Source organism: Pseudomonas sp. MD195_PC81_125, assembly GCF_014060985.1.
Classification (GTDB): domain Bacteria; phylum Pseudomonadota; class Gammaproteobacteria; order Pseudomonadales; family Pseudomonadaceae; genus Aquipseudomonas; species Aquipseudomonas parakoreensis.
Map to the genome: position 1 here is coordinate 1 of NZ_JABULD010000260.1, position 12,891 is coordinate 12,891.

At 61.5% G+C, this 12,891-nt stretch carries 10 protein-coding genes and 2 pseudogenes; 3 read left to right on the forward strand and 9 right to left on the reverse strand.

Annotated features, from left to right (window positions below; genetic code table 11):
* Positions 1 to 97: 97 nt before the first annotated feature.
* A complete protein-coding gene (locus HT737_RS11340; RefSeq protein WP_095668249.1) occupies positions 98 to 856 on the reverse strand; it encodes a DUF2076 domain-containing protein in 759 nt (252 codons plus the stop codon).
* Positions 857 to 1,034: 178 nt separating this feature from the next.
* On the opposite strand from HT737_RS11340, the gene HT737_RS11345 reads away from it, so the two are divergent.
* Entirely contained in the window at positions 1,035 to 1,709 is a 675-nt protein-coding gene (locus tag HT737_RS11345; protein WP_047296744.1) for a YciC family protein, read from the forward strand.
* Positions 1,710 to 1,783: 74 nt separating this feature from the next.
* Positions 1,784 to 2,863 (forward strand): endonuclease/exonuclease/phosphatase family protein, encoded by a 1,080-nt coding sequence (locus tag HT737_RS11350; protein ID WP_182402572.1) that lies wholly within the window; start codon positions 1,784 to 1,786, stop codon positions 2,861 to 2,863.
* Positions 2,864 to 2,973: 110 nt separating this feature from the next.
* On the opposite strand, the pseudogene HT737_RS11355 reads toward HT737_RS11350, so the two are convergent.
* From HT737_RS11355 to HT737_RS11370, 4 genes and pseudogenes are all read right to left on the reverse strand, one after another.
* Positions 2,974 to 3,811, reverse strand: a pseudogene (locus HT737_RS11355) (ABC transporter ATP-binding protein).
* On the reverse strand, positions 3,799 to 4,602 hold the full coding sequence (locus HT737_RS11360) for an ABC transporter permease (protein WP_041065113.1): 804 nt from the start codon (positions 4,600 to 4,602) through the stop codon (positions 3,799 to 3,801). Before HT737_RS11360 ends, HT737_RS11355 begins: the two are co-directional and overlap by 13 nt.
* A gap of 10 nt (positions 4,603 to 4,612) precedes the next feature.
* Entirely contained in the window at positions 4,613 to 5,599 is a 987-nt protein-coding gene (locus HT737_RS11365; protein WP_047296750.1) for an ABC transporter substrate-binding protein, read from the reverse strand.
* 377 nt (positions 5,600 to 5,976) lie between these two features.
* Positions 5,977 to 7,467 carry an aldehyde dehydrogenase gene (locus HT737_RS11370; protein ID WP_182402574.1) on the reverse strand — a complete coding sequence of 497 codons (1,491 nt, stop codon included), beginning with the start codon at positions 7,465 to 7,467 and terminating at the stop codon, positions 5,977 to 5,979.
* 224 nt (positions 7,468 to 7,691) lie between these two features.
* Here HT737_RS11370 and HT737_RS11375 point away from each other — a divergent pair, with 224 nt between their 5' ends.
* Entirely contained in the window at positions 7,692 to 8,636 is a 945-nt protein-coding gene (locus HT737_RS11375; RefSeq protein ID WP_041065104.1) for a LysR family transcriptional regulator, read from the forward strand.
* Here HT737_RS11375 and HT737_RS11380 read toward each other — a convergent pair.
* From HT737_RS11380 to HT737_RS11395, 4 genes and pseudogenes are all read right to left on the reverse strand, one after another.
* Positions 8,619 to 9,803, reverse strand: a complete 1,185-nt coding sequence (locus HT737_RS11380; RefSeq protein WP_182402576.1) for an MFS transporter — start codon at positions 9,801 to 9,803, stop codon at positions 8,619 to 8,621. The genes HT737_RS11375 and HT737_RS11380 overlap by 18 nt on opposite strands.
* Positions 9,800 to 11,035: an acetyl-CoA carboxylase biotin carboxylase subunit family protein gene (locus HT737_RS11385; protein ID WP_121187347.1), complete on the reverse strand. Its 1,236-nt coding sequence runs from the start codon at positions 11,033 to 11,035 to the stop codon at positions 9,800 to 9,802. Before HT737_RS11385 ends, HT737_RS11380 begins: the two co-directional genes overlap by 4 nt.
* A gap of 38 nt (positions 11,036 to 11,073) precedes the next feature.
* Positions 11,074 to 12,330 (reverse strand): FAD-binding oxidoreductase, encoded by a 1,257-nt coding sequence (locus tag HT737_RS31805; protein WP_374011156.1) that lies wholly within the window; start codon positions 12,328 to 12,330, stop codon positions 11,074 to 11,076.
* 266 nt (positions 12,331 to 12,596) lie between these two features.
* Positions 12,597 to 12,891, reverse strand: a pseudogene (locus tag HT737_RS11395) (hypothetical protein); the annotation flags it as partial.

The window sequence follows — 12,891 nt, forward strand, 5'->3', positions numbered from 1 at the left end:
CCCGATGGGCAGCGCAGCGGCCCCGAAAATGGGACTGCTGCGCACTCCATCGGGGATAAATCCCCTCACCACAGGTTTGATACTGGCGGCTTATTACTCAGACGAACGAATCGTCGTCATCGAAAAACGACGAGCTGTCATCGCTGTAGTCCGTGTCGGTAAACCCGCCCTGGTCATTGCCGGAGAAACCGTTATCGGCCACACGCTGGTCATTGCCCCAGTCGTTGCCGCTCTGGTCGGCCACCTGCGCCGGTTCTTCCTTGATCACTTCAACGATTTCTTCAGGCTGCTGGTTGTGATGGAACAGGCTGCTGATGCCCTGCGCCAGCATCACGCCACCGGCCACGCCAGCGGCGGTTTTCAGGGCGCCGCCGAGGAAGCTGCTGCCCGCAGCCGGGGCGGCTTGCTGCGCGTAATTGGGCGGTGGTGCGGCATAGTTCTGTTGTGGCGCTGGCGCAGAGTAGTTCTGCTGCGGTGCCGGTTCACGCCAGCCGCCGGTGGAGGCCGGAGCGCTCTGGGTCGGCGCCGGACGCGAGCTGCTGCCGCCGAAGATGCTCGACAGGAAACCGCCACCGCCGCTTGGCGCCGGGGCCACACTCTGGGACTTGGCCGCTTGCAGTTCAGCCTGCAACTGCTGGACTTGTTGGGTCAGTTGCTTGTTCTGTTCGTCGAGGCGCTTGATGGCCGCCTCTTGCACCAGAATCGCCTGGGTCATGAAATAACCTGCCGCCGGCTGGCGGGTCAGGTGTTCCTTGATCCGCGCCTCGGCCTGGGCGTCGCGCGGGGCTGCCTCCGTTTCGGCCTGTTGCAGCCGGGAAAACAGTCCATCGATCAGGGTTTGCTCTTCGCTGTTCATGGCGACCTCGTAGATTGCCGGGGATAACGTTGCCCGTGCCCACTGCGGACATGGCGCACCTCTGTAATGGAGGCAGTGACAGGATGTTTCAACGACCTTTACCGAATGTTTACGTTTGTGTCGGCCCACGCATCATCGGTTAAAGTGAGCCACTGTTTTCCACCTGCGATACCGACTGATGAATGCCTTCGATGTACTGCGCGACTCACTGTATTTTTTCAAACGCCACTTGGGCAGCATCGTGCAGCTGTGCCTGCCGCTGGTGATCTTCGAGGCGGCGCTGCAGCAAGTGGTGGACCATGTCACCGACCCGGACAGTTTCTCCGCCGCCAGCGTGGTGGTCGGTCTGCTGGTGTATCCGCTGTACACCGCCGCGCTGATCCTGTTCCTCGACGCCCGCACCCGCGGCGAAGCTCCGCGCAATCTCGATCTGCTGGCGATGTCCGCGCGCCTGTGGCCGCGTTTCGCCCTGCTCACGGCGCTCAATACCTTGCTGATTCTGCTGGGGCTGTCGTTGTATTTCCTGCCAGGCTTGATGCTGATGGTCATGCTCGCATTTGGTGAGTACCTGCTGGTGTTGCGCGGTATGGGGCCGTTGCAGGCGATGAAGGAAAGCCTGCGCCTGACCCGTGGGCATTTCTGGCGGATCCTGCTGTGCATTCTGTGTGTGATGGGGCCGTTGTGGCTGCTCAAGGGCGCGACCCTGGCGGCGTACCCCGACCCGCAGAATCCGCTGATCGCGGTATTGATCGACAGTGCGCACAGCTTCCTGCAGCTGTTCACCAGCGTGGTGCTGTTCCGCCTGTTCATGCTGATCAGCGAATTGCCTGACAAACGTAGCGGAGCAGTCTGACTTCAGGAGACTTGGGCCAAGCGTCTGCGGTCGGGTATGCTCGCAAGCACTTTTGTAACGCGAAAAGCCGAGCCATGCCCCGTCTGCTGCGCTACACCCTATTGTTGATCGTGCTCGCCATCGCCCTGATCGGCGGGCTGATCTACAGCCTGACCTGGCGTCCCGGCGCGCGCGAAACCTTGCCGGTCACCTGCACCGGCACCCCACCGACACTGGTGCCCGGGCAGGCACTGAAAGTCATGACCTGGAACGTGCAGTACCTGGCGGGCAAGCGCTACGTGTTCTGGAACGACCTCGCCCAAGGCACCGACGAAGCGCCAACCCCGGAAGACATGGCCTTCAGCCTCGACGAGGTGGCGCGGGTGATCCGGGACGAGCAGCCCGACGTAGTGCTGCTGCAGGAACTGGATGACGGCGCCAAGGCCAGTGATTACCAGAACCAGCTCAAGTTGCTGCAGGAGCGGGTCACCGACCTCTACCCGTGCAGCGCTCACGCGTTCGACTGGAAGGCCGATTTCGTTCCCGACCCGCATATTTTCGGCAGCGTTGGCCGGCAATTGGCGACCCTCAGCCGCTACCGCATCGAACACGCCGAACGCCTGCAATTACCGGTGCCGCCGGCGAATATCATCGCTCGACAGTTCGCACCCAAGGATGCGTTGCTCGCCACCAAGCTGCCGCTGAGTGACGGCGGGCAACTGACGGTATTCAACACCCATCTGGATCGCGCCAGCCAACCCGACGACACCTTGCAGGCGCAAGTGACGGCGGTGGCCAAGATGCTCGACAAGTATGAGAGCCAGGGCCTGGCGTGGCTGATCGGCGGTGACTTCAACCTGTTGCCGCTGGGCCAGTATCAACGCCTGCCCGCCGAGCAGCGCACGCCTTATTCCATCGACAGCGCCCTGCACCTGTTATGGGACAAGTACCCGATGATCCCGACCAACAACGAGGCCAGCGGCGTCGACCGCGCCCACTGGCTGACCCACTACCCCAACGACCCCGGCCTCAACGGTCCGGATCGCACCGTCGACTACCTGTTCTACAGTCCGAAAATCAAACGGGTCGAAGCGAGCGTGCGCCAGGACGATACCTTGCGCATTTCCGATCATCTGCCGGTGATTGCGCGGTTTCTGCTGCCCGCTGCTCCCTGATCACCAATTACCGCTGCAGGAGCTGCCGAAGGCTGCGATCTTTTGACTTTTTCAAGGATAAGATCAAAAAGATCGCAGCCTGCGGCAGCTCCTACAGGGGACTCATGCGATCAATGAACTTCTTCCAGGTCGTCATGCAACAACCCGAAAATCTCCCGTTTCATGTCGATGAACGAGCGCTCCATGACCATGTCCAGTGAGCGCGGACGCTCGATCGGCACGTCGAGGATCTGCTTGATTCGCCCCGGTTTGGCGCCCATGACATAGACCCGGTCGCCCAGCAGGATCGCCTCGTCGATATCGTGGGTGACGAACAACACGGTCTTCTTGCTGTTGCCCCACACCCGCAGCAACAACTGCTGCATCTGCAAAACGGGTCTGGCTGTCGAGGGCGCCGAACGGTTCGTCCATCAGCAGGATCTGCGGGTCGTTGGCCAGCGCCCGGGCAATCGCCACGCGCTGCATCATCCCGCCCGAGAGCTGCTTGGCGTAATTGTCAGCAAACCCGGCAAGTCCGACTTCGTTGACGTAATAATCGACAATTTCCTTGCGCCGCGCCGCCGGCATGCCGCGCCGCTTGAGGCCGAACTCGACGTTCTGCCGCACCGTCAGCCACGGAAACAGTGTGTAGCTCTGGAACACCATGCCGCGATCGGCACCGGGGCCCTGCACTTGCTGGCCGCCGACGTAGATCTCGCCTGAGGTTGGCTCGGCGAGGCCGGCGGTCAGGTACAACAGGCTCGATTTGCCGCAACCTGACGGCCCGACCAGCACCGCGAACTGCTGATCCGGCACCTCGAACGACACCTGTTCCAGCGCCGTGAACGTACCGCCATCAGGCTTTTTGTAGCGCAGGCTGACCTTGTCCACTTGCAGGCGCGGGGCGGCTTGCGGCGCCGCAGCGCGCGATTCGGTAAAGCGATGATTGGCGGCAGTTACTGAGCCCATGCGGCAACCCTCAGGCGGAGGAAGCGGAACAGTTGATCGGTGACCAGCCCCAGCAGGCCGATGATCGCGATGGCGAGGAAAATCACGTCGACCTGAAAACCGCGCATGGCTTTCAGGCTCAGGTAACCGAGGCCACTCGACGCGGCGACCAGTTCGGCCACCACCAGATAGGTCCAGGCCCAGCCCATGGTCACGCGCAAGGTGTCGAGCACGCCGGGCACCGAGGCCGGGGCGATCACATGCAGCACCGCGTCGCGGCGGTTGGAGCCGAGCGTGTAAGAGGCGTTGATCAGGTCCTTGGAGATGCCCTTGGATACATCCGCGATCATCACCAGTTGCTGGAAGAACACGCCGAAGATGATCACCGATACCCGCTGCTCCAGACCGATACCAATCCACAGGATGAACAGTGGCACGAACGAGGTCACCGGCAGGTAACGGATGAAGTTGACCAGCGGTTCGAGAAACGCCTGGACGATGCGAAAGCTGCCCATCAGCAACCCCAGCGGCACCGCCACCAGCGACGAGACGATGAACCCGACCATCACCACTTCGACACTGGCCCACACATGGGTGCCAAGGGTGCCGTCGCGGCTCAGGCGCACGGCGGCTTCAACCACCGCGCCGGGCGTCGGCAGAAACATCCCCGGGACGATGCCGCCGTAGGACAGCCCGGCCCACAGCCCGACCAGCAACACCCAGGCCAGACCACTGGCGCTCCATACCACCGGCACCGGCAAGCCGGTCTTCGGTGTGATGCAGCGACTCAGCCATGAATTGCGCTTGAACATGACCAGTCTCCTAGAGCGGGCTGACGAAACGGTTATCCACCAGATCGTCGTTACTGACGTTGTAGGGTTTGCCCTGCAATTCGCTGGCGGTTTCGTTGGCCAGTTTGATCAGCGGTGCGCTGTCACCCGGCGCGCCCGGTTTGCCCAGCAGCTTCTCGCTCATGGCCTGATCGTAGAAACGCACGCCTTGCGCTGCAGCAGCCAGTTCCTTCGGATCGGACAGATAACCGCCGACGCCCTTGGCCATGATTTCGTAGGCTTGCTGTGGATGGTCCTTGGTGTATTGCACCGCTTTGTAGAGACCGGCGACCAGCGCCTTGACGTCTTCGGGCTGCTTCTCGATCACCGTGCAGTTGAGCGCCACGACATCGACAATCACCCCGGGCGTGCTGCTGCTGTCGATCAGCACTTTGCCCTGCTGCTTGTCGCGCACCATCGACAGGTGCGGTTCCCAAGTCACGGCGGCCGGCACGCGACCGGCAATGAACGCGGTGGCAGCATCGTCGGCAGTCATGTTCTGCACGGTGATGTCGCTCATTTTCATGCCGTTCTTTTTCAGCAGATAGGAGAGCCAGAACTGCGAGGTCGAACCTTCGTTGACGGCCACGGCCTGGCCCTTGAGTTCCTGCAACGACTTCACGTCCTTGCCCACCAGCACGCCGTCGCCACCATGGCTGTCATCCAGTGCCGCCACGGCTTTGAAGCAGAACTGCGGCCGGTACTTGAGCACTTCGTCGATGGTCGACGCCGAACCGGAGAGTTGTCCGGAAGCCTGTGCGGCCATGTACATCGAAGCTTCTTCGACCACCGGCAATTCGACGGTCAGGCCGTTTTCCTTGAAATAGCCCAGGTCCTGAGCCAGATACAGCGTGCCATAACCCACCCAGGTGGTATGGCCGATGGACAAGGTGCCGGCCTGCGCGCCGGTCGCGACCGTGGCCGCCAGGGCGGTGATCGCCAGTGGATGGGTGAGACGGAGACACAAGGACTTGATCATGGAGCACTCCCGACGCTGTTGATTTAGTTTTGTCATGGGCAGTACGGCCAGCACCAATGATGTGAATCCACACTGCGGTCTCTGCTGGACGCTGGCGTGAACCACCGGGCTGGCAAGATCGATGGTGGCCCATGTGCGGGCTGAGGAAAATCAGGAAATTGTTGGCAGCAAATGATGAAAAAACTGCTTAGCGTGCACCGCAAAAGCGCGGGGTTGGCAGGGATGCTCACGGTCGGTGCAAGCCAGGAATTTTCACTGCCTGGGAGAATGCCATCGCTGGCAAGCCAGCTCCCACAGTAATCGTTGGTGTACCCGGAATGGGTGGACACCACAAAACCTGTGGGAGCTGGCTTGCCAGCGATAGGGTCTACGCGGTCTCAGCGCAACTGAAACCAGGTGGTTTTCAACTGGGTGTATTTGTCGAACGAGTGCAGCGACAGGTCGCGGCCGAAGCCCGATTGCCTGCCGCCGCCGAACGGCACGGTCACGTCCAGCGCATCGACGGTATTGACCGATACCGTGCCCGCCCGCAGCCTTCGCGCCACGCGGTGTGCGCGATGCAGATCATCGGTCCACAGCGACGCCGCCAGCCCGTACACACTGTCGTTGGCCAGGCGCACCGCCGCGTCTTCATCATCGAACGGCACCACCGCCAGCACAGGGCCGAACACCTCTTCGCGAAACAACGCCATGTCGGCACTCACGCCGGTGAAGATCGTCGGCTCGATGAAGTTGTCCGAGCCGTTGAAGCGCCGTTGCTGACCGCCACACACCAGGCTCGCACCCGCCTGCCCGGCCTCGCGGATGGCGCGCATGATGCTCGCCGTCTGCCGCTGATCGACGATCGCTCCGGCACGGCTTTGCGGGGCGAGCGGATCACCCGGCAGCCAGCGTTCGGCCTGGGCTTTGAGGCGTTCGACAAACGCATCATGAATCGAACGCTCGACCAACAGTCGCGAGTTGGCCGAACACACTTCGCCCTGATTGAAGAAGATCCCGAACGCGGCTTTTTCCGCCGCCAGGTCCAGATCCCGGCAATCGGCGAACACCAGATTGGCACTCTTGCCGCCGCACTCCAGCCACACTTGTTTGAGGTTGGATTGCGCCGAGTACTGCATGAAATATTTGCCGACCTGCGTCGAGCCGGTGAACACCAGACAATCGACATCCGCGTGCAGGCCCAAGGCTTTGCCGGTCTGCTCGCCAAGCCCCGGCAACACGTTGAGCACGCCCGGTGGCAGGCCCGCTTCCAGTGCCAGCTCGGCCAGACGCAATGCCGAAAACGGTGATTGCTCGGCCGGTTTGAGGATCACCGAATTACCCGCTGCCAGCGCTGGCGCAAGCTTCCACGCGGCCATGTCCAACGGGAAATTCCACGGCACCACCGCTGCCACCACACCCAGTGCTTCACGGGTAATGGTCGCCAGCACATTGACGGCGCCGGGAGCGATCTGGTCGTAGAGTTTGTCGAGGCTTTCGGCGTACCAGCGAAACACCCCGGCGGCGCCCGGCACATCAATGTTGTAGGCGTCCATCACCGGTTTGCCCATGTTCAGCGAGTCGAGCAGGGCCAGCTCCTGACGATGCTCCATCAACAGCTCGGCCAGGCGCAGCAGCACTTGCTTGCGCTCGGCGGGCGGGCGTTGCGCCCAGATGCCGGCCTCGAACACGTGTCGCGCGTTACGCACCGCCGCGTCCACATCCGCCTCGCCACAGGCCGCGACATTGGCCAGCAACTGGCCGGTGGCGGGATTGATCGCGGCGAACGTCTGCCCCGATTGCGCGGCGCAATGCTGGCCGTTGATCACGGCTCGATCGGGAAACTTCAAGGCACCGGCCTGGCGCTGCCACTCTGCAAGTTCGAACACGTCGAATGCTCCTTGGACGTTATTGTGCAGTCGATGGTGGCGCAGGCCCGGACGGGCGAAAATTAGTAAAAAATGTCTTCGCAGGCAATGAAAAAAACTGCTCAATCGGTTTCCCCAAAACCGCTGTGGATGACTAAGGTTCAAGGATAAGAACAACGTCGCGCAGCGGACGCGGCGGCGCACAAATTGCTTGGAAGTCGAGTCCGCTCGTCCTGAGGTTTGCCGTGGCCGCCTACAATTTGCGTCAGTTGAAATACTTCATCACCACCGTCGAATGCGGCAGCGTTGCCGAAGCCTCGCGCAAGCTGTACATCGCACAACCGGCGATCTCTACGGCGATCAAAGGTCTGGAAGACAGCTTCGCGGTGCAGCTGCTGATCCGCCATCACGCTCAGGGCGTATCCCTGACGCCGAGCGGTGCACGGTTCTTTCGCAAGGCGCAGGAGCTGCTGCGCATGGCTCGGGAGTTCGAGCAGAACGCCCTCGCCGATAACGACATCGTCGCCGGACAGATCGACATCGGCTGCTTCGAAACCGTCGCGCCGTTGTACCTGCCGCAATTGATCGCCGGGTTTTCCGCGCTGTATCCGGGCGTGAAAATCCGCATCCGCGACGGCGAGCAACAGGAACTGGTGCAAGGCCTGACCTCGGGCAGTTTCGACCTGGTGATCCTCTATGAACACGAACTCGATGCCACCATCCAGACCGAGCCGCTGATGCCGGCGCAACGGCCGTATGCGCTATTGCCGGCCGACCACCGTTTCGCCCAGTACAAGCAAGTGTCGCTGCGCGATCTGTGTCTGGAGCCGATGATTCTGCTCGACGTGCAGCCAAGCCGAACCTACTTCGTCAGCCTGTTCGAAGAACTGGGCCTGACCCCGCGCATCGAGTTCAGCTCGCCGTCGATCGAGATGGTCAGGGGCATGGTCGGTCAGGGTTTCGGTTTCTCGATCCTGGTGACCCGGCCCCACTCGGAATGCACCTATGACGGCAAGAAAGTGGTGTGCGTGGACATCGTCGAAGACGTCACCGGCTCAGGTCTGGTCGCCGCGTGGCTCAAGCGCGGGCAACTGACCAAACCGGCACAGCTGTTCGCCGACTATTGTCGCGAACAGTTGACCGCCAAGACCGCTGCCTGCCGCACCGAGCCATCAGGAAACCGGGACTGAGCGCTGTTCCACGTCGATGCCGATCAACGGGCGTTTGAGCGCAATCGATACCCAGGCGCCCACGGCGGCGATGACGCAGGCGGCAAACCCCAACAGAAACGACATGAAGCTCAGCTCGTTGGCCACTGCCAGCAGGCCGAGCACGGCGGCGGTAGCCTCGGCAGCGCCCCAGACACAGGTCTGCACGGCCATCGCCACGGAACTGCGCCCGCGCCAGATCTTCACGGCCTGAGCCTGGTAAAGCGGGCCGCAGATCATCTCGCCGATCACGATAAACACCACCACGACAAACAGGATCGCCTGCGCCTGTGACGAAATGATCAACAGCAGGCAGCCTGCACCGATCAACAGATTGGAAACAATGACCCGCCACAACCGCGAGACACGCTGCGCGAATGAGGTCACGTAAACCTGGCTGAAGATGATGATCCCGCTGGCCACCAGAAACAGCACGCCGACCAGTTCACTGGAAAAGCGCTCGGTGGCATAGGTAGGGAACACGTAATAAAACTGCGCATAGCCGATCATGGTCAGAAAGTTGATCGCCATGAACGCCACCACCTTGGGCGATGCCTCGGTTTCGCCCAGCGTGGAAGCACGCGCGGCAAACGCCACGCCTGCACTACGCGCCACCTGCGGAATCAGCCGCGTGGAAGCCGTGGCCAGCACGCCCAACAACAGCGGCAGGGCGACAAACCAGTAACCGGTGCCGGCAAGAATCAACGACGCCACGAACGGCGCGACCCCGGCCCCTGCGTTCGCCGCAACATTCTCGTAAGAGAGCACGCGTTCGTGCTCGCCCTCGCGAAAGTACTGCACGATGTAGGAAATCTGCGAGATCGTGGCGATCGAATTGGAGACACCGAACACCACAACCAGTACGACCCAGATCAACACGTTGGTAATGCCCATCGCGGCGGTGACCAGCATCAATAGCGCCGCCACCGCCACACAGAACAAGGCCAGGGCTATTTCCCGGCGTCGCTCGACCTTGTCCAGCATGCCCTGAAAAGCCAATGCGCCGATGCGGTTGGAGACAATCGCGAACCCGACAACGATCCCCGCCGCACTGGTACTGAGACCCACGGAGGCATTGAGCCAAATGGCCATGAACGGATAAAAACAGCTCCAGGCCGCGGACGAAAGAAACCGGACGAAGTAAATCATTTGAAGACCGGGCTTCTAGGGCCGCGATCGGTCAGGACACGTACCTGGCCAATCTCGCGCGCGACGACATCGGCATAGCCGGTGAGCATGCCGACCCAGGCGTAGTCGGACGTGCCGATGGGCTGGATCACGCTGCCGACGTTGGCAATGGGCGTGTGAATGGAAGCCATCGGCGGAATCTCCCAGTCATGCACGACGGCTTCGTGATCCAGGCAGTACCAGTAGCTCAGGGTCTGGCGGCAAGATTCGACCGGCTGGTATTGAAGCGCAGCCTCCAGCAAGCCCAGTGGCAGCAGCGCCACGTGCTGCAGGACGGTCGCTGGCGCCAGATCGTAGGCCAGCGCAATCTGTTCAACGATGCTCGCGCCGCCCAGGCGCCCCATGTTGGCATCGATCAGATAAGCCGTGGCGTCGTTCGCAATGAACTCGCAATGGAAGAAGCCATTGTCGAACCCTGAACGGGCAATCAGATCGCGGACCGCCTTCTCGATTTTCGCACGCACGGGCAAGGCCATGCGGGCGTCGGCCGGGAACTGATTGGCAACCTCCGTGAATCCCACTCGGTCGCGCCTCGACAGTCCGAGGAAGACCACCCGCCCCTCCTGGGCAAAGCCTTCCAGGCTGACGAGATCACCCGCGCAATGCGCCTGGACAATCCAGGCAGTGTCTTGCGGGTCGTCGATTCCGCTGTTCAGGATGGCGGCGCGGATTACTGCGCCAGGGTCAGCGTCCGGTGCAATCGAGAGCAGGGTGGTGGCCACCGCGCCAGAGCCGACCGAGGGTTTGAGCACCACATCGTTTTGTTGCCCGGGTGTCAGCCAGGGAATGACCACGTCGCCATCGCTCAGCGACACACAGGTCTCGGCGGGTACATGTTCCGGGATCAAGCGGCCGACGAAGCCCTTGGAGGACAGCCGGGCAAACACCTCAGGCGGCGCCTTGAAGCCGAATTCTTCGGCAATCGCGGATACGACCGGGAACAACTCGTCAAAGAATGTCGTGATGCTGCGAATCACGCCAACCAGTGCGGGATGGGCGTTCAGGTAAGCGGACAGCGCGACCCTGTCGGTAAAGGCAGGAATGCAGGTGACCCCTTCGAACACGTTTTTCGCCGCGCCATGAAAACCCGAGGGATCAACGGACAGTATCGGTTCGAAGCCCGCACCGCGGATCGCCTCGCACACGTACTTGATGGAGACCTTGTTGATGCCCACTATCAAAATATGATCCATATCTTTCACATCCATCCTTAAAAACAAAAAATCGACCGTTATCGAGCGTCAACCCGTAACGATTGATACATCTTGCCGGGGTTGAACAAGTTGTCCGGATCCAGGGCCGATTTGATGGCTCTCATGAATTGCAGCGCTGCGCCGTGTTGCGCCGACATCCACTTCAGTTTTCCCTGCCCTACCCCGTGCTCGCCGCTGACGGTGCCGCCGAACGACAACGCGCGACTCGACAGCCGGCTGAGGAACGCCTGAATGTCCGCACTTTCGTCTTCACCTTCATCGAGCATGATCAGCAGGTGAAAATTACCGTCACCGACATGGCCGATAAGCGGCGCATCAAGACCGGAGGCCGCAATGTCGGCGGCCGTGGCGCTGATGCAGGCACTCAGACAGGACAGCGGGACGCAGACATCGGTGGCCAGCCCCTTGCGGCCTTTGTAAAAAGCGTGAAAGGCCCACCAGGCGTCATGTCGGGCTTTCCACAGGGCCGTGCGTTCTTCAAGGCGCTCAGAGATCCTGACCTGCCCGCCGTACTCGCCGGCGCAATCCTTGAACAGCTCGACACTGCTGGCGACCGTCGACCGGTCGCCGTGAAACTCCAGAAACAGATGCGGCGTTTCCACCAGCCCCAGTGCCGCAGAATAGGCATTGCACGCACGCACCGCCGTGGCATCCAGCAGCTCGATCCGGGCGATCGAGAGTCCTTGGCCCAGGGCACTGGCCACCGTCTGTACCGCGTTATCCACCGAATCGAACGAACAGACACCGGCAACAATGGCCTCGGGCACCGGATGCAGGCGCACTTGCAGTTCGCTGAAGATGCCCAGAGTGCCCTCTGAACCGATGGCAATCGCCAGCAGATCCAGACCCATGGCCGATTTGGGCGCGCGGGAACCAATGGCGGCGACCGAGCCGTCCGCCATGATCCAGCGTGCGGCTTTGACATTCCCGGCCATGGTCCCGTAGCGCACCGAGTTGGTCCCCGATGCACGGGTCGCCGCCATTCCGCCCATGGAAGCGTTGGCGCCAGGATCGACGGAAAAGAACAGTCCGGTCTCACGCAAGTGGCTGTTGAGTTGCTCGCGGGTAACGCCCGGCTGAACCGTGGCGGTCATGTCGGTGACGTTCACATCGACAATCGCGTTCATTTCCGAGCAGTCGACGCAGACGCCACCCTGTGGCGCATTGATCTGCCCTTCGAGGGACGAACGCGCACCCGACGGGATCAGCGCCACACCGTACTCACGGCAAAGCTTCACGACCTGAATGATTTCGTCTTCGCTGCGAACGGTCACTACCGCATCGGGGGGGACTCAGCTCGATGCCGGGAGGCGCCTGGCAGAACTGTTGCCGGATTCCCTGTTCGAGCCTCAAGCGTTCGCCGAACAACTGACGGAGTTTTTCTACGACTGGAGCATTCATTCATCTCATCCCTGTTCTGACTGATGACGGCCGGGTTGCGGTTCTGCCCCCCGTTTTCTGTACTGTCCGCGCACTCCTGTGAACGGTTGGTTCTTGCCGGGCCATGCCACACAGAAACGGCGAAGCGCCCGGCAGTTGTTCACTCCTCGTCTTTTTCACCGACGCGGGCCGCGCGCCCGTCGTACTCCGGACGCCCGGAAACCACCAGCCCGAAGAAATAAGGCTGTGCGCCTGAATCCTCCAGCTGACGGCCAGACTTGTTATGCACTTCGATGACCGAGAACAGGTCCACCAGACGGTCCTGAATCTGTTCTATTTCGGCATCCTTGAGTGTCACCATCGAGCTGTATTTGAAAGAGCCTGAAACATCGAAGTATTCGCTCTTCTCCGGCTTGAGCAGCGACCGGTCCACTTCGTGGCGCAGGAACTGATCC

Bases quoted from the DNA above. Each gene is read 5' to 3' on its own strand.
- HT737_RS11380 (WP_182402576.1), bottom strand. From the start codon at position 9,803: ATGATTTACTTCGTCCGGTTTCTTTCGTCCGCGGCCTGGAGCTGTTTT.
- HT737_RS11345 (WP_047296744.1), top strand. From the start codon at position 1,035: ATGAATGCCTTCGATGTACTGCGCGACTCACTGTATTTTTTCAAACGC.
- HT737_RS11350 (WP_182402572.1), top strand. From the start codon at position 1,784: ATGCCCCGTCTGCTGCGCTACACCCTATTGTTGATCGTGCTCGCCATC.
- HT737_RS11385 (WP_121187347.1), bottom strand. From the start codon at position 11,035: ATGGATCATATTTTGATAGTGGGCATCAACAAGGTCTCCATCAAGTAC.
- HT737_RS11365 (WP_047296750.1), bottom strand. From the start codon at position 5,599: ATGATCAAGTCCTTGTGTCTCCGTCTCACCCATCCACTGGCGATCACC.
- HT737_RS11360 (WP_041065113.1), bottom strand. From the start codon at position 4,602: ATGTTCAAGCGCAATTCATGGCTGAGTCGCTGCATCACACCGAAGACC.
- HT737_RS11340 (WP_095668249.1), bottom strand. From the start codon at position 856: ATGAACAGCGAAGAGCAAACCCTGATCGATGGACTGTTTTCCCGGCTG.